This is a genomic window from Serratia sp. Z4, from assembly GCF_009900725.1.
Taxonomy (GTDB): domain Bacteria; phylum Pseudomonadota; class Gammaproteobacteria; order Enterobacterales; family Enterobacteriaceae; genus Serratia; species Serratia nematodiphila.
Map to the genome: position 1 here is coordinate 203,982 of NZ_JAAABD010000005.1, position 17,732 is coordinate 221,713.

A 17,732-nucleotide genomic window follows, 5' to 3' on the forward strand; every position below is an offset into this window, starting at 1 on the left:
CGGCAATGACAGAAATATTATTCGGCGAACGCCCGCCGGTAGCTGTGCGGGTGGAAGCGCCAGGTAATGGCGATCAGCACTACCACCAGCAGCGCGTGGATCTGCCAGTCCAGCACGAAGCCGCCGCTGTAGTCGCGCAGCAGGCCGGAGAGGTAGGGCGTCACGCCCGCCAGCAGGAAGCCGACGCCCTGCATAAAGGCCACCAGCCGCCCTGCCGCCGCCGGCTGGTGCAGGTGATCGAGCGCCAGCACCAGGCACAGCGGGAACGCGCCGCCCAGCCCCAGCCCGGAAACCAACACCCACAGCCACGGCAGCGTTTGCGGCAGGTAAATCAGTCCGATAAAGCCGATCAGTTGCATCATCAAGGCCAGCAGCAGCAGCGGCCGCCGGTCATGATTGCGCGCCAGCGCCGGCAGCAGCAGCGCGCCCATCACCTGGCCGAAGGTCATCAGCGCCAGCAGCGAACCGCTGGCCTGCGGCTGCCAGCCGAGCTGCATGTAATACGGCGGCAGCCAGGCGATCAGGCTGGTATAGCCGCCGTTGATCAGGCCGAAATAGGCGCCGAGCAGCCAGGCGCGCCGGTTGCGCAGCAGGCTTGGGCCGCGGTGTTCGCCCGCCGCGCCCAGGCGAGACAGCCCGCGGCTGACCGGCCACCAGGCCAATAGCGCCACCAGGGCCGGCAACGCCCACCAGGCCAGCGCGCTGTGCCAGTCATGCCCCGCGCTCATCAGCCATGGGGTGATCGCCGCACCCAGCCCGCCGCCGCCCATCAGCGCCGCCGACCACAGCCCGGCCACCAGCGCCATGCTTTTAAGGAAGTGATGCTTGATGATGCCGGGCATCACCGCCTGGATCACCCCGATGCCGAGCCCGCCCAGCACCGCGCTCATCAGCAGTTGCACGCTGCCGGGGGCCAGTTCGCGCCAAAGCGCGCCCAGCCCGATCGCCAGCAGGCTCAACGCCACGGCGCTGCGTTCGCTGAACAGTCGGTTGATGGCGCCGCCCGCCAGCGCCATCAGCCCCATCATCAGCACCGGCAGCGTGGTCAGCAGTGCCGCGCCGCCAAAACTCAGCCCGGTGGCCTGGCGCAACGTCGGCAGTAACGGGCCGATCGAAGTCAACAGCGGCCGCATGTTCAGGCCGATCAACACCAGCGCCAGCAACAGAGGATTGAGCCAGCGACGTGGAGAAGGTGAATTAACAGAATGATTTAACACGGTATATTCCTGGTACTGCGAAATGAAGAGTGCGGCGTCACAGTGCGATCGCCGCAGCGTTGCGTTACTGTAGGTAACGCCGCTAGTATTGGGAAATTAAATAATAAAATAGCCAACAGTGGGAAAATGAATCGTTACCCGATGTTCAATCCGCAGCTGCTGCTCAGCTTCGTCGCCGTGTGCGACAGCAACAGCTTCACCCGCGCCGCAGAGCGGGTGTTCTTGTCGCAGTCTACCGTCAGCCAGCAGGTGCGCCGGTTGGAAGAGATGCTGGGCAAGCCGCTGTTTGAACGCTCCTCGCATCAGGTGCTGCTGACCGAAGAAGGCGTCAAGTTGTTGAGCTACGCGCGCCGCATCATCGCGCTGAATGAAGAAGCCCACGACGCGCTGACCGGCATCTGGCGCGACGGCGTGCTGCGAATCGGTATGCCGGAAGATTTCGCCGTGCCTACCACCGAGCTGCTGGCGGAATTCAGCCGCGAGCACCCGCACCTGCGGCTGGACGTCGCCAGCGGCCTAAGCGCCGATCTGCACAGCGCCTACGCGCGTGAAGAGCTGGATCTGATCCTGGTGAAGCAGCGCCGCCGGCAACCGCCGCGCGCCGCGCGGCCGGAACCGTTGCTGTGGCTGGACAGCCTGGCCTTCCCGGCCATCGAGCAATCGCCGGTGCCGCTGGCGGTGTTTCCACTGAACGGCCTGTACCGCGACGAGCTGTGCCAGGCGCTGGACAACCTCGGCAAACGCTGGCGCATCGGCTACAGCAGCGCCAGTCTGGCGGCGCTGACCGCCGCCTCCGCCGCCGGGCTGGGCGTCACCCTGCTGCCGGCCGGCTGCCGTCTGCCCGCGCATCGGGTGCTGGGCGAAGCCGAAGGATTGCCGCCGATAGACAGCTTCGAACTGGCGCTCTACTACCGCGACGGCGCCCCCGCCGCCACGCTGGCGCTGGCCCAGCGGCTGACGGTGTTTTGCGGGTTGATGTGAGATCGCTTACGCCACTATCTGCGGGTATTCACGCTGCAGCCAGTCGATAATCCGTACCCACAGCGCTTCGGTCTGCTCAAGGCAAGCCTGTACCGCCGCGTCCGTCACCAAATCGCCGGAGTAATCCGCCACATTGCGCTGCTTTCGCAATGCATCCAGGCAGATCATTGCCTCGCGCGGCAACCCTACGGTGAGCGGCAACGTTTGGATCATGGTCTGGTGATGACCGGGTTTGCTGGTCAGCGTACGGTACCCCTTGGCTTGTAAAGCGGCATTAGCCATTTGCATGATCGCCTTATATGCCGTGTCGAAACGGCTCTCATTGCTGAGCTGAGTGATACCGCATCGCGTCGGTTGCGCGCGGCGGCCAGCAATTTTTTAATCGCCCCTGCGTCAGGCGTTATCACCTCCAGTCCCAGCCCGACCAGATTGTCCAGCGTCATCCTTGTCTCCCGCAATCCAAAGTTGGGGTTTCTGCATAATGTCCTGTATAAACGCGGAGTTCTCGGCCAAAGCCGCCCGCCACTCCTCCGGCGAGTACAGTTTGGGGTTAATTTCCCGACCCAGCGTTTCCTGCAGCGGGTAAACCGCCTGAATCACCTCCGCAAAAGACAGTTTGCCGACAATCAGAACATCGATATCACTGGCCGCCGTCGCTTTGCCACTGGCGACAGAACCAAAAATAAAAGCGCGTTCAATAGCTTCGCCAAACGCTGCCAATGTCTGCCTTAAGCACTCCGCCGGCCCGCAAACCTTGCGGAAAATCGCCGCCAGCTCTGGGAAAATCAGGCAATCAGCGTTGGCCTGATAGCAAATTTGGTTGCCCTGCCGCTGCCTGAGCAAAATGCCCCCCTCAGCCAGCCTGCTCAACTCTTTATGTAAAGTCCCGGCCTGAGTTGCGGTACGCCGCGCAATTTCCCGCACGTGAAACGCTCGCCCGGGCTCAATAAACAGCAGGCTTAGCACTTTTCTACGGTATTCGCTGAACAGCAGTTCGAGCATCGGATCGTGCATCACGCTGACCTCAATGTAGCTTTAATGACTACAAATGTAGCCATTAAAGCTACGAAAGAGCAAGCCAGGAAAGCCATTCAACCGATAGGCGCCGGTCATTACCAAATCGAATAGTCACCAGTGGCAAATGTCGCTGCCAACCGGCCGCTTCCTCTCCTAAATTGGGGGATGTTTTCACTCCCTCACCTCTGGATTAAGGAACCGAACGTGGAAAACCCTCAACAACCGGGCCGCAGAGCCTTCCTCAGCCAAACCGGCAAACTCACCACCGCCTGCGCGGTGATCGGCCTGACCGGCGGCGTGGCACAGGCCGCGTCTCTTGGCGGCGAGCAGTGTGCGCCAACGCCGATGACCCTGACCGATCGCCACTACTGCCTGAGCGAGGTGCGGCTGGAAGACGGCTTTGAATACGACGGCGACACGGTGATCGGCACCCGCACCGCGCTGTACACGCTTGAGATCAAAGACGGCAAGATCGCCGCCATTCACGCCGCCAACGCCGTGTTGCCCGCCGGCGTGCCCCGCTATCAGGCGCAGGGCCAGCTGCTGCTGCCGGCGTTTCGCGATATGCACATCCACCTGGACAAAACCTTCTACAGCGGCCCGTGGCAGGCGCCGCGCCCGCGCCAGGGCAAAACCATCATGGACATGATCGCGCTGGAGCAGACGCTGATCCCGAAACTGCTGCCCACCTCGCAGCAGCGGGCGGAAAATCTGATCGCCTTGCTGCAGTCCAAAGGCAGCACCGTGGCGCGCAGCCACTGCAATATCGATCCGGTCAGCGGCCTGAAAAGCCTGGAGCACCTGCAGCGCGCGCTGGAAAACCACCGGGCGGACTTCAGCTGTGAGATCGTCGCCTTCCCGCAGCACGGCCTGCTGCACTCCAAAGTCGATGCGCTGATGCGAGAAGCGATGCAGATGGGCGTGCAGTACGTCGGCGGGCTCGATCCGACCAACGTCGACGGCGCGATGGAGAAATCGCTGGACGCCATGTTCCAGATCGCCCTCGATACCGGCAAAGGCGTGGATATCCACCTGCATGAAACCAGCCCGGCCGGGGTCGCCGCCATCAACTACATGATCGCCACCGTGGAGAAAAACCCGGCGCTGCACGGCAAGGTCACCATCAGCCACGCTTTCGCCCTGACCACGCTGACGCCGGGCGAACTGGCGGAAACCGCCACCCGGCTGGCGGCGCAGCAGATCACCATCGCCTCCACGGTGCCGATCGGCAGCCTGATGATGCCGCTGCCGCAGCTCAGCGAGAAAGGGGTGTTCGTGATGACCGGCACCGACAGCGTGATCGACCACTGGTCGCCGTTCGGCACCGGCGACATCCTGGAAAAGGCCAACCTGTACGCCCAGCTGTACCGCGGATCCGACGAGTATCACCTGTCGCGCGCCATGGCCATCGCCACCGGCGGCGTGCTGCCGCTGGACGATAAGGGCCAGCGCGCCTGGCCGAAAGCTGGCGATGCCGCCGAGTTCGTGCTGGTCAACGCCAGCTGTTCCGCCGAGGCGGTCGCCCGCCTGCCGGCGCGCAGCGCCACCTTCCATCAGGGGCGCCTGGTGGCTGGCCAGGTGAGCAAAGCCTAAGGTCGGTCCGCTGTTGTCATCATGATGGCCGTTTTTGGCCTTCTGCCAGAGTAAGGTGCAGCGCAAGATGGTCGCTACACACACTGGCGGAGGGCCGAAAATGTCACAGAGCGCGTTATTGATCATCGATGTCCAGCAATCATTCCAGCACCGTCCATTCTGGCAGGAGGACGATCTGCCGGCGTTTCAACAGGCGCTGACCCACCTGATCGCGGGCTGTCAGCAACGCGGCGCGGCGCTGGTCGACGTGCTGCACGTCTCGCCGCAGGGGCCGTTCTCGCTGGCTTCAGGCCACGTGCAGCGCCTGCCGTTCCTCACCCACCAGGCGGATATCACCGTGCATAAGCATGTACACAATGCGCTGACCGAATCTGGCCTCGACGCCTGGCTGCGCGAGCGGGATATCAACCACCTGATCATCTCCGGCATCCGCACCGAACAGTGCTGTGAAACCACCACCCGGGTGGCGTCCGATCTCGGTTATCGGGTGACCTTCGTCACCGAGGCGACGCTGACCTTCCCGATGCGCCATCCCGACGGTGAAGTCTTTACCCCCGCGCAGCTAAAGCGGCATACTGAAACCGTACTGGTCGATCGTTTCGCCCGCATCGCCAGCGTGGATGAGGCGCTGGCGCAACTCGCACAGGAGTAACCATGCCGCAGGCCGTCTATTTTCTGCTGTTGCCCAACGTGCTGTCGCTCGACGTCAGCGGCCCGGCGGAAACCCTGCGCCTCGCCGGGTCGTTCAGCCTGCGTTACCTCAGCCCGGCGCCGCAGATCGTCTGCTCCATCGGCATGACGCTGAGCGGCCTGCAGCCGTTGCCCGAACGCCTGGAAGACGGCGCCATTCTGGTGTTGCCGGGCGTCGGCGATTCGCAGCGCTATTTCGCCGGTGAAGAGGCCGAGCAGGCGCGCCGCTGGCTGGCGACGCTGCGGCCCGATCTGCAACGGCAACGCATCACCCTGGTGTGCATCTGCTCCGGCGCGCTGCTGGCGGCGCAGGCCGGGCTGCTCGACGGCTATCAGTGCACCACCCACCACGACGTCATCGAACGTATCCGCCTGCAGGCGCCGGCGGCGCAGGTGAAAGAGAACCGCATCTTCGTCGAAGACCGCGGCGTCTACACCAGCGCGGGCATCACCACCGGCATCGATTTGGCGCTGCACCTGGTCCACCGCCACTGCGGCTCCGGCCGGGCGCGCGACGTCGCACGCGACATGGTGGTTTATTTCCGCCGCGCCGGCGACGATCCGCAACTGTCGCCCTGGCTGCGATACCGCAACCACCTGCACCCGGCGGTGCACCGCGCGCAGGACGTGATGGCCGCCGAGCCGGAGGCCGACTGGTCGGTGCCGCAGGTGGCGGAGAAGGCGCACGTCAGCAGCCGCCATCTGGCACGGCTGTTTCGCAGCCACGTCGGCATCAGCGTACGGGAATATCATGAGCAGCTGCGGTTGGCGGTGGCGCAACAGCGCCTGCAGCAAGGGTATGGGTTGGAGAAGGCCGCGCTGGCGGCCGGTTTTTCTTCCGGGCGGCAGCTGCGCCGCGCCCAGCAGCGCCAGCGCTCGCCGCTATGACACCAGCCGGCGGGTATCCAGCCGCTGCAGGCCGACAGACAGCAGCAGGCTGAGCCCCAGCGCCACGCCGAACACCCAGAAGATATCCAGCAGCGGGTGGCCGGTGAAATCCAGGTGCCGGCTGCGCATCACGTTAACGATAAGGGCGTGAAAACCGTAAATCGCCAGCGAATGGCGGGAAAATACGCTCAGCCAGCCGATCGGCTGCGGCAAACAGTGTTTCACCCACACCAGCAGCGCCACCGCCGCCATAAACACCAGCGGGCCGCTGTAGATGTAGTAGGTATCGGCGAAGTTGCCGTTGATGAACAGCTGATGCTTGGTACCGCGCGCGATCAGCGCCACGCACAGCGCAAATCCCAATGCCGCCAACCAGCCCACGGCGCGCCCGCGCGCCTCCATCATGCCAATCGCCCGCCCGGCCAACGCATACAGCAGGTAGTAGAAGGTATCGCCGTAGATATACAGGTTAACCGGCAGCAGGTGCGCGTTGCCGAAGGCCAGCTTGTCGGTATTCGGGTTGGCGATCGCCGCCAACACCACCAATGCAGCGGCCAGGTAGCGACGCGACACCGGTTTAACGCTGATCAGCGGCGACAGCAGGTAAATCACCGCGATGGCGTAGAAAAACCACAGGTGGTAAAACACCGGCTTTTGCAGGATGCCGCGCAGCGACGGCCAGAAACCGATCTTGGTGAAGGCCGCGATATAGATCAGCGCGATGGCGCTGTAGAACAGAATGCAGCAGATGATGCGGGTGAAATGCCGCCGGCCGGCGCTCTTTTCGCCGAAGAACAGGTAGCCGGAAATCATAAAGAATAGCGGCACCGACACGCGCGACAGTGAGTTCAGCACGTTGGCGATGTCCCAGTTGTGCAACCCTATCGCCGCGCCGTTGGTGACGTAATAGGTGGTGGCGTGGATCATCACCACCATCATGCACGCCATCGCCCGCAGGTTGTCTATCCAGCCGATTTTCTCGCTCAAACGCTCGCCCGATCTTGTGTCATATTGATATGTTAAGAAGAGGTTATCGGGCACGGCGTTCGGCGACAACCCAAAAGCGAAATATCAGAATGCACTTAAACAACACTTTATGATTGCGAAGGTGAACAATTGGCGGCAAAATAGCCGCCACAACTCGCTCAGTTTGCGCTTCCCGCCCTGGCAGTTCCTTTTTCTCTTTTACTATCAGTACAATAATATGAAAACGACATTACCACCTGCGGCACGTTTGGGCCGGCAGGCGCTTTTATTCCCTCTTTGTCTGGTGCTGTTCGAGTTCGCCACCTATATCGGCAACGATATGATTCAGCCGGGCATGCTGGCCGTCGTGGCGGATTTCAACGCCGGCGAAGAGTGGGTGCCCACCTCAATGACCGCCTATCTGGCCGGCGGCATTTTCCTGCAGTGGCTGCTCGGGCCGCTGTCGGATCGTCGCGGCCGTCGCCCGGTGATGCTGGCCGGGGTGGCGTTCTTCATCGTCTCCTGCCTGGCGATCCTGCTGGTCACCACCATCGAGCAGTTTATCGCCATGCGTTTCCTGCAGGGCATCGGCCTGTGCTTTATCGGCGCGGTCGGCTACGCCACCATCCAGGAGTCGTTCGAGGAGGCGGTGTGCATCAAAATCACCGCCCTGATGGCTAACGTGGCGCTGATCGCCCCGCTGCTCGGGCCGCTGGCCGGTGCGGCGTTGATCCACGTCGCGCCGTGGCAGAGCATGTTTGTGCTGTTTGCGGCGCTGGCGGCCATCGCCTTCTACGGCCTGTGGAAAGCGATGCCGGAAACCGCCACGCTGCAGGGCGAGGCGTTTTCCGCCGCCAACCTGTGGCGCGACTACCGCCAGGTGCTGGGCAACCGCCGCTTCCTGTGCGGCGCCCTGGCGATCGGTTTCGCCAGCCTGCCGCTGCTGGCCTGGATCGCCCAGTCGCCGGTGATCCTGATCAGCGGCGAGTCGCTGTCGACGTTGGACTACGGCCTGCTGCAGATCCCGGTGTTCGGCGCGCTGATCCTCGGCAACCTGACGCTGGCGCGCCTGACCGGCAAGAACAGCGTGGAGCGCCTGATCAAGCTGGGCGCGGGCCCGATGCTGCTAGGGCTGCTGATCGCCGCGCTGGCGACCCAGTTCTCCAGCCACGCCTACCTGTGGATGACCGCCGGCCTGAGTCTGTACGCCTTCGGCATTGGCCTGGCCAACGCCGGGCTGTACCGCCTGACGCTGTTCTCCAGCAACGTCAGCAAGGGCACAGTGTCGGCCACTATGGGCATGCTGAGCATGATGGTATTCACCGTCGGCATCGAGCTGGCCAAGGTCGCCTACGTCTGGGGCGGCAGCGGGCTGTTCAACCTGTTCAACCTCATCAGCGGCCTGTGCTGGCTGACGCTGGTGGCGCTGTTCCTCGGCAAACGCCGCAACGGCGACCCCACGCCGCAGCCGAACGGCGCGGCGTAAACGCGACGATAAAACGCCGGTCCGGTTTCCCGACCGGCGTTTTTTATGCGGCTTCAGCCGAGCAACCCCCACAGTGCATACCCCGTTCCCACCACCGCCACCGCCAACAACAGCAACGCCGACAGGACAGAGATCGCCCGCCGCGCGCGCTGCAGCGCCGTTCCCGACAGCAGGGTGATATAGGTCAGCAAAATGGCGAAGTCCGCCAGCACCCACAGCGCGGTCAGCAGCGTCAGGCTGGCGCCGATCGAGGGGGTGACGGCGATGAACTGCGGGAAAAAGGCGACGAAGAAGATAATGTCTTTGGGGTTGGCGATGCCCACCAGAAAACCGTTCAGGATCGCCGAGCGTTTTTGCGGCGGCGCAACGGGCTGCACATCGGGGGCTCGCGCGGATAAATCCTCATACAGCGAGACGATCGCCATACGGCCAATAAACAGGCAACCCAGCAGGCCTATCCACTGCAGCAAGCGCATATCCACGGCGAACAGCCCGGTGATAATCAGCGCGGCGACGCCGATCAGCAACAAGGAGGCTCCGTTGCTGCCCAGCGCGGTCAACAGCGCACGCCGGGCGCCAAAGCGCGCCGCGGTGTTGGCCACCACCATCACCACCGGCCCCGGCGTGGCGATCAGCAACAAAATGGCGGCGAAATACGCCGCCAGCAACGACAGGTTCATCTTTATTTCACTCACATTCAGTCAGTTGGCGTCGCGCCATTATCATGCCGCCGCCCCCGCCTTGAAAAAGGAGTAATCCTGTCGTTTACTGTGAATCAGACTCATTATTAGAGACGCCGCGATGGCCAGTTCCCTTCCGCCGCTTTACGCCCTGCGCGCCTTCGAAAGCGCCGCCCGCACCGGCTCGTTCACGCTGGCCGCCGAGGAGCTGCATCTCACCCCGAGCGCGGTCAGCAAGCACATCAAAACGCTGGAGCAGCACTTCGGCTGCCGGCTGTTCCAGCGCAACGGCCCGCGTATCGAGGTCACGCCGCAGGGGAAAATCTTCGCCGCCGAGCTGCAGCAAGGGTTTGGCCGCATCGAGCAAGCCTGCGAGCTGTTCAGAAGCCACCGCGATCTGCTGCGGCTGAAGGCGCCCTCCACCCTGACCCTGCGCTGGCTGCTGGACTGCCTGAGCCGGTTCCGGCAAACGGCGCAGGCGTTCGAGGTGCAGGCAGCCAGCGTCTGGATGGACATCGACAGCGTGGATTTTTTCAGCGAACCCTACGACTGCGCCATCCTGCTCGGCAACGGCCATTTTGGCGCCAATACCGCCGCCGCCAAGCTGTTCGACGAATGGCTGATCCCGATTTGCGCCCCCGCGCTGCTCGCCGACGGGCAGCGGGATCTCGCCGCCTGCCCGCTGATCCACCCGTCGCCCGATCGGCGCGACTGGCGGCGCTGGCTGCAGAAAAGCGGCATCGCGGCCCCGATCGATCTCATGCGCGGCCAGGTATTTGATTCGCTGGAACAGGGCAACGCGGCGGCCATTGCCGGGCACGGCGTCTCGATCGGCGATCTGGCGCTGAGCCTGCGGACGATTGAGGAGGGATTATTGGTGCTGCCTTGTGACGTCGCCGTGCGCACCGGCGACGGTTACTATCTGGTATGGCCGGAAGAATCGGCAAAACGGCCGCTGATCGAACGTTTACAGGCGTTTCTCACCGCCCAAACGCCCGACGTCAGCCGGGCCGCCGTCAGGTTTATCGGGTAGGGGACTCGCTACCGAACAACCCGCCGTCGCGCAGCAGATGCTCGTTGCCCTTGCGGCGGGTAAAGCCGCTGCGATCGAAGAACTCCAACACCTGGATCGCCAGCTTGCGCCCGACGCCGAGCCGATCGCGGAAATCGGCGGCGTTGGCGCCCCCGCGCTCCGCATCCAGCTCGCGGATCAGCGCCGCGAACTGATCGATGCGTCGGCTGAGGTAGTAGCGATCCACCACCACCGCCGTCACATGGCCCAGTTGGGCCGCCTTGCGCAGCAGCGCGCGCACCCGGCTCTCCTCTTCGCCCAGCTCGCTCGCCAGATCGCGCACCCACCACGGCTCGTCGCCGAACAGCGGTTCGATGCGCGCCCACAGCGGCGCCTCTTCGGCGCTGAACGCCAGGCCATGTTCCGGCAGGTGCAGCCAGCCGCGCGTATTGCGCAGCGCGCCGGCCCGCTGCAGCCGATCGATCATCATAAACACCAGCGTTTCCGGCTGCTGAGGCAGGGCCATGCGCCGCAGGCGGGCGCGCCCTAAGCCCAACTGATCGGCGTGCTGTTGGTGGTACTCCGCCAGCACCTGCAGCAGGCGGCTTTCCGCCTGTTGCACCTGATCCTGCGCCAGCGCCCGGTCACCGACGATCAGCAGATCGCGGTTCGCCAGCAGCTCGTCCAGGCCATCGTCCGTCAATTGACGCGCCCAGGCGAACGCTGCCAGTGACAGCGCGCCGTGCGGCAATTCAAGCGCCAGCGCCTGCGCATCGTCCTGCGCCAGCGCCAGGGCCTGCAGCCATGCCAGATAGTCCGGCTGACGCTTGCCGCGCTTGGGCGCATTCAGCCTGAGCACCCGAGCCGCGCCCAGCGTTTGCCGCGCGCCGATATCGCGCAGCACCAGCCGATCGTTCTGCGCCAACCACAGCGGACGATCGAGGATCAGTTCCGCCAGCCCGTCGTTCAGCAACGAAATGCGCCCGGTGATGTGGCTGGCGGCATGGTGCAGATGCAGCGGCTGCCAATGGCGGATCGGCCGATCCGTCTCCAGCGCCACCAGAATGCGTTCCGCCGCTTCGTGCGGACGCTGCGCCAGCAGCCAATCGCCGCGCGCGACCCGCTCTTTATCGACATCGCCGCTGATGTTAAGCGCAATGCGCTGCCCGGCCTGCGCCTGCTCCACGGTCTGATTCTGGGCATGCAGGCCGCGCACCCGCACCGGCGCGTCGGCGCCGGTCAGCCACAGCGTATCCCCCACCTTCACCCGGCCGCCGAGCGCGGTGCCGGTCACCACCAGCCCCGCCCCTTTGACGCTGAACGCGCGGTCTACCGCCAGGCGAAAACGGCGCGTCAGCGCATGTTCAGCGGGCGACAACGCCAGCAAATGCGCGCGCAGCGCCTCGATGCCCTCGCCCGCCACCGCCGCGGTCACGAACAACGGCGCATCGGGCCAGCCCTGGCCCGCCAGCTCGTCGCGCACCTGACCGCGCACCTCATCGATACGCGCCGCGTCCACCCGGTCGGCCTTGGTCAGCGCCACCGTCAGCGCCGGGCGCCCGCTCAGGCGCAGGATCGCCAGATGCTCGCGGGTTTGCGCCATCACGCCGTCGTCGCAGGCCACCACCAGCAACGCATGATCGATGCCACCGACGCCCGCCAGCATGTTGGCGAGGAATTTCTCGTGGCCGGGCACGTCGATAAAGCCCAGCACCCGGCCGTCCGGCTGCGGCCAGTAGGCGTAACCCAGATCGATGGTCATGCCGCGGCGCTTTTCTTCCGGCAGGCGATCCGCGTTGATCCCGGAGATCGCCTGCAGCAGGGTGGTTTTGCCATGATCGACATGGCCGGCGGTGGCGATGATCATGATGCGCTCAGCGCTGCGATCAGCGCCCCTTCCTGTTCCAGGCAGCGCAGATCCAGCCACAGCCTGCCGTCGCCGAGGCGGCCGATCACCGGCTGCGGCAGACGGCGCCAGCGTTCGGCCAGCGCTTCCAGCGTGGCGCCGCGGCCGTCGCGCGGCGTGAAGGTCAGGGCATAGCTGGGCAGGCGATCCACCGGCAGCGAACCGCTGCCGATCTGCGACCAGCACGGTTCGGCGCGCAGGTCGAAATCGGTGGTGAACCGCGGCGTCAGCGCCGTCAGCAGCCGCTCGGCCGCCTGTTGCATCTCCTGCTGCGGGCGAGTCAACAGCCGCAGCGTCGGCAGCTGCTCAGCCAGTTTTTCCGGCTGCAGATAAAGCCGCAGCGTGGCCTCCAGAGCCGCCAGCGTCAGCTTGCCGACGCGCAGCGCGCGCTTGAGCGGGTGCTGCTGCAGGCGCGCGATCAGCGCCTTTTTGCCGACGATGATGCCGGCCTGCGGGCCACCCAGCAGCTTATCGCCGGAGAATGTCACCAGATCGACGCCGGCGGCCAGCAGCCGCTGCGGCATCGGCTCGGCGGGCAGGCCGTACTGCGCCATATCGATCAGCGAGCCGCTGCCCAGATCGGTGGCGGTCGGCACGCCCTGTTCGGCCCCGAGCTGCGCCAGTTCGGCCTCGTCGACCGCCGCGGTAAAGCCCTGAATGCTGTAGTTGCTGGTGTGCACTTTCATTAACAAGCCAGTCTGCTCGTTGATGGCCTGGCGGTAATCCTTCAGATGGGTGCGGTTGGTGGTGCCGACCTCGACCAATTGACAGCCGGCCTGGCGCATCACGTCGGGAATGCGGAACGCGCCGCCGATTTCCACCAGCTCGCCGCGCGACACCACCACCTCTTTGCCGGGGGCGATCGCCGCCAGCATCAGCAGCACCGCCGCCGCGTTGTTATTGACGATGCAGGCGTCTTCCGCGCCGGTCAGCCGACACAGCAGACTCGCCACCGCCCGATCGCGATGGCCACGCCCGGCGCCGTCCAGATCGTACTCCAGCGTCACCGCCTCCCCCATCACCGCGTTCACCGCATCCTTCACCGGCTGCGCCAGCAGGGCGCGCCCGAGGTTGGTGTGCAGCACGGTGCCGCTGAGGTTGAACACCGGCAACAAAGCCGGGCGTTGCTGCCGGGCCAGCTCGTCCCGTAGCGCCTGCGGCCAGTCGCCGCACCAGGCCGGCAAGCGTTGCCGTTGTTTGATCGCGTCGCGCGCCTGGGCCTGCAGCCGGCGCAGCAGTTCGCCGATCAGCGTCTGGCCATGCTGCGCCACCAGCGGTTCAATCGCGGGTTCACGCAGCAGGCGGTCGATGGCGGGCAGTTGGCTGTAAAGAAGGTGGGATTCAGTGCTCATGGTCGCTCGGTTTTCAGTTTAAACGTATCGGCATAGCAAAACCCCGCCGCGGCGGGGAGAAAAAACTCAGGGCGGCGCCGTGCGGGCGAAGCTTTCGCGGGCGAACAGGCGTTCGGCCAGTTTGACCAGCGCCGGGCGCTCGACGCACCAGTTGGGCAGGATGCGGCGGAAATTGAGGTAGCCCAGCGCGCAGCCGGTGGCGATATCCGCCAGCGTCAGCCGCTCGGCATTGAGCCACGCTTTTTCCCGCGCCAGCGCCTCCAGGGCGTCCAGGCCCTGCGTCAGCTTGTCACGCTGGCGCAGCATCCAGTTTTCGTCCTGTTTTTCCGGCGCGCGCCGGCTTTCATGGAACAGCGTCGCCGCCGCTTCGGTCACGCCGTCCGCCAACGCCGCCACCTGCCGGACGCGCAACGCTGCGGCGCGTTCGGCCGGCAAAAACGCCGGCTCCACCGCCAGCAGCTCGAGGTATTCGGCCACCACCGGCGAGTCGTAAAACACCTCGCCGTCATCGGCGATCAGCACCGGCACCTTGGCGAGCGGGTTCAACTCCTTCACCCGGCTGCCGGGCTCATACGGCGGATCGTTGACGAACTCGAACGCAATCCCCTTCTCCAGCAGCATCACGGAAATCTTGCGCACAAAGGGGCTGGTGTAACTGCCGATAAGCTTCATCCGGTCTCCTCCGCTTCGTCCTGGCTGCGGCGTCCTTACTTCACCGCCAGGGTATCGATAATCCGCTGCACCAGCGCCTGATGCACTTCCGGCGTTTTGGCCGGCGACAGCATTTGCAACGTCACCACCCGCTTGTTGAACACCGTCAACACCAGGGTGGAGACCACCTTTTGCCCGTTGACGGTCTGTTCGGTATCCACCCGGCGAAACTTCTGTTTGCCGACGCTGAAGTTCTCTTCTTTGGTGGTCTGGATATTCTGATAGCGCTCGGCCAGCACCGTGATGGCGCTCTGCGTCAGCTCTTTCAGCATTTTGTCGCTGGTGTTGAGCTTCATGCCGTCCGGCGGGATCACTTCGGACGAGACCGCGCTCTGGCGCGACTTGCCGTCAAGGAAGCGCTGAATGGTGGAGGTGCTGTCGTTGATGATGCCGCTGTTCAGCGTTTGATCGCTAAAGCCCGGCGGCAGCTCGAAGGTGATCTTGCCCTTCTGCAGCGACACGTTCAGCCCCGGCGGCGCGGGCGGGGTTTCTACCGGCGCAGGCGGCGGCGGTGGCGCGGGCTGCGTCACGGTCGGCTTGGTGTCCGGCGGCGGCACCGCCGGTTTGGTGTCGTCTTTGTTGTCGCAGGCCGCCAGTCCAACCGCCAACACGGCGACCGCGGTCAGTTTTGCCAGGGTGTTTAACATCGTGGTTCCTTTCGCTTGGCGCGTTATGGCCTAAACGTAGCAACTCGCCCGGGCGATTGCCAGAAGCCCGTTCTGAAATTGCTCATCCGGCCCCGCGCGAACGGGGCCGGGCGGTTACTCCGCCGGGAACAGGAACGGATTGATGCTGCTGCGGCCGAAGCCTTCTTCTTCCATACGGGCATCCAGCACCAGCGAAGCCAGATCGTCGGCCACCGCTTCGACCTGCGGGTCTTTTTCCTGATAGAGGATCTTCAGGTAAGTGCCGCAGTCGCCGCAGCTCTCCGCCTTCACCGCCGCCTGCTCGCTGTCCAGCGACCAGTAGTTGAGATCGCGAGTCTGCTCGCAGTTGCTGCACTTCACCCGCACCACGTGCCATTCGCTTTCGCACAGGTTGCAGTGCAGGTAGCGCAGGCCGTTGACGGTGCCGATGTGCACCATGCTGGAGACCGGGATGCTGCCGCACACCGGGCAGAACTGGCGCTGCTCGCCGTATTCGGCGCGCGCCTTGCCGGGGATCAGGCTGGCCATCTGCGCCCAATAGAGCGACAGCGCGGCCCAGAGAAACGGCGCCTTCTCGCTGCCTACCTTGCCGAACTCGCGGTTGAGCAAGGCGTCGGCCATCAGCTCCAGCTCGTGCGCCGAGGCCTTCTCCAGGTTGTCCAGCACCGCCAGAATGTGTTCCGGCGCCTGCGGGCGCAGCTCGGCGATCAGCGACGTCAACAGCTTGCGCCAGTGCTCGCTGCGCGGGAACACGCTCAGATCGAGCGGCGGTTTGCCGCTGGCGGCGCCCTGCGCCAACGCTTCGCTAAGATCGAGCGCCAGCGGGTTATCGTGCAGCGCATGCTGCTGCGCCTGCGCCAGCTCGGCGGCAAAGTTCAGGTAGTCACCCAGCGGGTTGTCGACAGCCAGCTGACGCAGACGTTCGGCGCGGCGGCTGTACAGGCTTTTCAGGTTGGCGAAAAGTAACGGCGGGATGTTCTCCGCCGTTGTGGACTTCTCACGCTGTGCCCCTAACTGCTCTTTAGGAACGATGCGGATACTCATCAGGGTTTATCTTCCTGTCGTTTCTCGCGGACCTCACGGTACCAGCGCGGATGATGTTTCTTGGCCCAGGCCGCCGGCACCCAGCCTTCCACCATCGCGGTAATGGTGCCTTTTACCCACAATGCGGCGTAAATGTGCACCATAATTACGATGATAAGGCCGACCGCGGCCAGCGAATGTACCAGCAGCGCGATGCGGATCAGCGGAATGGAGAACGACGGCGCAAAATACGGCCGCCAGATCACCACGCCGCTGGCCAGCAGCAGCACCAGGCTGATAATCGCCGCCCAGAACACGCACTTCTGGCCGAAATTATAGCGCCCGGTATCACCCACTTCCTCGTTCATGGCGATTTTGTGGATGTTCTTGGCCCAGACGATATCTTCCCGGTTGATCAGGTTGTGCTTCCAGTAGCGCAGGAACATCAGCAGGAACGCGGCGAACATGATCACCCCGACAAACGGGTGCAGAATGCGCGCCAGCTGCGGCGTCCCGAAGATGTTCATCAGCCAGTTGAAGGAGGGGAAGAAGAACCCCAGCCCGCTGATGGCGGCGAACACGAAGCAGAACGCCACGATCCAGTGGTTGATGCGCTCCGGCGCGCTGTAACGCTGAATGGGCTTTTCCTTTCTCATTTGCGCGTCTCCTCGTCGTGCGACTCGTCGTGCTCGTCCTCATCTTCGACGCGGTTAGGCCCGACGCCGACATAGTGGAACACGCTGGCCGCGAAGGTGGCGGCAAAGCCGATGGCCGCCAGGGGTTTCCACACGCCCTTCCAGAAGGTCACCGCCGGGCTGATGCTCGGGTTGTCCGGCAAACCGTGGTACAGCTGCGGTTTGTCGGCGTGGTGCAACACGTACATCACGTGCGTGCCGCCCACCCCCGCCGGATCGTACAGACCGGCGTTCTGGTAGCCGCGGGTATTCAGCTCGCTGACGCGATCCGCCGCCACCTGCTTCATCGCTTCCTTGGTGCCGAAGTGAATCGCGCCGGTCGGGCAGGTTTTCACGCAGGCCGGTTCCTGGCCGACGTCCACGCGGTCGACGCACAGGGTGCACTTGTACACCCGGTTGTCGTCCTTGTTCATGCGCGGCACGTCGAACGGGCAGCCGGCGATGCAGTAGCCGCAGCCGATGCAGTGCTCGGACTGGAAGTCGACGATGCCGTTGGCGTACTGAATGATCGCGCCTTCCGACGGGCAGGCCTTCAGGCAGCCCGGATCGGCGCAGTGCATGCAGCCATCTTTGCGGATCAGCCATTCCAGCTTGCCGTTTTCCTCCACCTCGGAGAAGCGCATCACCGTCCACGACTTGGCGGTCAGATCGGCGGGGTTATCGTACACCCCGACGTTGTGTCCCACTTCGTCGCGGATGTCGTTCCATTCGGAACAGGCCACCTGACAGGCCTTGCAGCCGATACAGGTGGTGACATCGATCAGTTTGGCCACTTCTTCCTGGTGGTCACGGGCGCGCGGCGCCGGCGTGAAACCATTGGTGGCGGATTTACGAATGATGTCTTGAGATTGCATGGCCATAATTCGTC

General features: G+C 64.3%; 18 protein-coding genes. 6 read left to right on the plus strand and 12 right to left on the minus strand.

Features of this window, described 5'->3' with window-relative positions:
- Positions 1-17: 17 nt before the first annotated feature.
- Positions 18-1,217: a cyanate transporter gene (locus tag GT753_RS18665; protein ID WP_031299770.1), complete on the minus strand. Its 1,200-nt coding sequence runs from the start codon at positions 1,215-1,217 to the stop codon at positions 18-20.
- Positions 1,218-1,343: 126 nt separating this feature from the next.
- On the opposite strand from GT753_RS18665, the gene GT753_RS18670 reads away from it, so the two are divergent.
- On the plus strand, positions 1,344-2,198 hold the full coding sequence (locus tag GT753_RS18670) for a LysR family transcriptional regulator (RefSeq protein WP_160125829.1): 855 nt from the start codon (positions 1,344-1,346) through the stop codon (positions 2,196-2,198).
- 6 nt (positions 2,199-2,204) lie between these two features.
- Here the strand turns inward: GT753_RS18670 and GT753_RS25885 are convergent, their stop codons facing one another.
- Together GT753_RS25885 and GT753_RS18680 are read right to left on the minus strand one after the other, a co-directional pair.
- Entirely contained in the window at positions 2,205-2,480 is a 276-nt protein-coding gene (locus tag GT753_RS25885; RefSeq protein ID WP_254071035.1) for a hypothetical protein, read from the minus strand.
- A gap of 111 nt (positions 2,481-2,591) precedes the next feature.
- Entirely contained in the window at positions 2,592-3,212 is a 621-nt protein-coding gene (locus GT753_RS18680; RefSeq protein WP_160125846.1) for a nucleotidyltransferase domain-containing protein, read from the minus strand.
- 207 nt (positions 3,213-3,419) lie between these two features.
- Here GT753_RS18680 and GT753_RS18685 point away from each other — a divergent pair, with 207 nt between their 5' ends.
- From GT753_RS18685 to GT753_RS18695, 3 genes are all read left to right on the plus strand, one after another.
- Positions 3,420-4,808, plus strand: a complete 1,389-nt coding sequence (locus GT753_RS18685) for an amidohydrolase family protein (protein ID WP_160125830.1) — start codon at positions 3,420-3,422, stop codon at positions 4,806-4,808.
- Between the two features lie 100 nt (positions 4,809-4,908).
- On the plus strand, positions 4,909-5,460 hold the full coding sequence (locus GT753_RS18690) for an isochorismatase family protein (protein WP_160125831.1): 552 nt from the start codon (positions 4,909-4,911) through the stop codon (positions 5,458-5,460).
- Positions 5,461-5,462: 2 nt separating this feature from the next.
- Positions 5,463-6,386 (plus strand): GlxA family transcriptional regulator, encoded by a 924-nt coding sequence (locus GT753_RS18695; RefSeq protein WP_160125832.1) that lies wholly within the window; start codon positions 5,463-5,465, stop codon positions 6,384-6,386.
- Here the strand turns inward: GT753_RS18695 and GT753_RS18700 are convergent.
- On the minus strand, positions 6,381-7,373 hold the full coding sequence (locus GT753_RS18700; RefSeq protein WP_160125833.1) for an acyltransferase: 993 nt from the start codon (positions 7,371-7,373) through the stop codon (positions 6,381-6,383). The genes GT753_RS18695 and GT753_RS18700 overlap by 6 nt on opposite strands.
- A 217-nt stretch (positions 7,374-7,590) precedes the next feature.
- On the opposite strand from GT753_RS18700, the gene GT753_RS18705 reads away from it, so the two are divergent.
- Positions 7,591-8,838, plus strand: a complete 1,248-nt coding sequence (locus GT753_RS18705) for an MFS transporter (protein WP_004934040.1) — start codon at positions 7,591-7,593, stop codon at positions 8,836-8,838.
- A 53-nt stretch (positions 8,839-8,891) separates the two neighbouring features.
- Here GT753_RS18705 and GT753_RS18710 read toward each other — a convergent pair whose 3' ends face one another.
- A complete protein-coding gene (locus GT753_RS18710; protein ID WP_088381117.1) occupies positions 8,892-9,518 on the minus strand; it encodes a LysE family translocator in 627 nt (208 codons plus the stop codon).
- A gap of 121 nt (positions 9,519-9,639) precedes the next feature.
- On the opposite strand from GT753_RS18710, the gene GT753_RS18715 reads away from it, so the two are divergent.
- Positions 9,640-10,551, plus strand: a complete 912-nt coding sequence (locus tag GT753_RS18715) for a LysR family transcriptional regulator (RefSeq protein WP_015376176.1) — start codon at positions 9,640-9,642, stop codon at positions 10,549-10,551.
- Here GT753_RS18715 and selB read toward each other — a convergent pair.
- From selB to fdxH, 7 genes are all read right to left on the minus strand, one after another.
- Positions 10,541-12,397: a selenocysteine-specific translation elongation factor gene (selB, locus tag GT753_RS18720; RefSeq protein ID WP_160125834.1), complete on the minus strand. Its 1,857-nt coding sequence runs from the start codon at positions 12,395-12,397 to the stop codon at positions 10,541-10,543. The genes GT753_RS18715 and selB overlap by 11 nt on opposite strands.
- A complete protein-coding gene (gene selA, locus GT753_RS18725) occupies positions 12,394-13,788 on the minus strand; it encodes an L-seryl-tRNA(Sec) selenium transferase (protein WP_160125835.1) in 1,395 nt (464 codons plus the stop codon). Before selA ends, selB begins: the two co-directional genes overlap by 4 nt.
- 66 nt (positions 13,789-13,854) lie before the next feature.
- Positions 13,855-14,460 carry a glutathione S-transferase gene (locus tag GT753_RS18730; protein ID WP_021504148.1) on the minus strand — a complete coding sequence of 202 codons (606 nt, stop codon included), beginning with the start codon at positions 14,458-14,460 and terminating at the stop codon, positions 13,855-13,857.
- Between the two features lie 35 nt (positions 14,461-14,495).
- Positions 14,496-15,146 (minus strand): DcrB-related protein, encoded by a 651-nt coding sequence (locus GT753_RS18735; RefSeq protein ID WP_004934023.1) that lies wholly within the window; start codon positions 15,144-15,146, stop codon positions 14,496-14,498.
- A 114-nt stretch (positions 15,147-15,260) separates the two neighbouring features.
- Positions 15,261-16,190 carry a formate dehydrogenase accessory protein FdhE gene (fdhE, locus tag GT753_RS18740; RefSeq protein WP_004934019.1) on the minus strand — a complete coding sequence of 310 codons (930 nt, stop codon included), beginning with the start codon at positions 16,188-16,190 and terminating at the stop codon, positions 15,261-15,263.
- On the minus strand, positions 16,190-16,825 hold the full coding sequence (gene fdoI, locus GT753_RS18745) for a formate dehydrogenase cytochrome b556 subunit (RefSeq protein WP_004934017.1): 636 nt from the start codon (positions 16,823-16,825) through the stop codon (positions 16,190-16,192). The genes fdhE and fdoI overlap by 1 nt, the downstream gene beginning before the upstream one ends.
- Complete coding sequence (gene fdxH / locus GT753_RS18750) at positions 16,822-17,724, minus strand: formate dehydrogenase subunit beta (RefSeq protein ID WP_004934014.1); 903 nt, start codon at positions 17,722-17,724, stop codon at positions 16,822-16,824. Before fdxH ends, fdoI begins: the two co-directional genes overlap by 4 nt.
- Between the last annotated feature and the right edge of the window lie 8 nt (positions 17,725-17,732).

Bases quoted from the DNA above. Each gene is read 5' to 3' on its own strand.
- GT753_RS18670 (WP_160125829.1), top strand. From the start codon at position 1,344: ATGAATCGTTACCCGATGTTCAATCCGCAGCTGCTGCTCAGCTTCGTC.
- GT753_RS25885 (WP_254071035.1), bottom strand. From the start codon at position 2,480: ATGGCTAATGCCGCTTTACAAGCCAAGGGGTACCGTACGCTGACCAGC.
- GT753_RS18680 (WP_160125846.1), bottom strand. From the start codon at position 3,212: ATGCACGATCCGATGCTCGAACTGCTGTTCAGCGAATACCGTAGAAAA.
- GT753_RS18690 (WP_160125831.1), top strand. From the start codon at position 4,909: ATGTCACAGAGCGCGTTATTGATCATCGATGTCCAGCAATCATTCCAG.
- GT753_RS18695 (WP_160125832.1), top strand. From the start codon at position 5,463: ATGCCGCAGGCCGTCTATTTTCTGCTGTTGCCCAACGTGCTGTCGCTC.
- GT753_RS18705 (WP_004934040.1), top strand. From the start codon at position 7,591: ATGAAAACGACATTACCACCTGCGGCACGTTTGGGCCGGCAGGCGCTT.
- GT753_RS18710 (WP_088381117.1), bottom strand. From the start codon at position 9,518: ATGAACCTGTCGTTGCTGGCGGCGTATTTCGCCGCCATTTTGTTGCTG.
- GT753_RS18715 (WP_015376176.1), top strand. From the start codon at position 9,640: ATGGCCAGTTCCCTTCCGCCGCTTTACGCCCTGCGCGCCTTCGAAAGC.
- selB (WP_160125834.1), bottom strand. From the start codon at position 12,397: ATGATCATCGCCACCGCCGGCCATGTCGATCATGGCAAAACCACCCTG.
- selA (WP_160125835.1), bottom strand. From the start codon at position 13,788: ATGAGCACTGAATCCCACCTTCTTTACAGCCAACTGCCCGCCATCGAC.
- GT753_RS18730 (WP_021504148.1), bottom strand. From the start codon at position 14,460: ATGAAGCTTATCGGCAGTTACACCAGCCCCTTTGTGCGCAAGATTTCC.
- GT753_RS18735 (WP_004934023.1), bottom strand. From the start codon at position 15,146: ATGTTAAACACCCTGGCAAAACTGACCGCGGTCGCCGTGTTGGCGGTT.
- fdhE (WP_004934019.1), bottom strand. From the start codon at position 16,190: ATGAGTATCCGCATCGTTCCTAAAGAGCAGTTAGGGGCACAGCGTGAG.
- fdoI (WP_004934017.1), bottom strand. From the start codon at position 16,825: ATGAGAAAGGAAAAGCCCATTCAGCGTTACAGCGCGCCGGAGCGCATC.
- fdxH (WP_004934014.1), bottom strand. From the start codon at position 17,724: ATGGCCATGCAATCTCAAGACATCATTCGTAAATCCGCCACCAATGGT.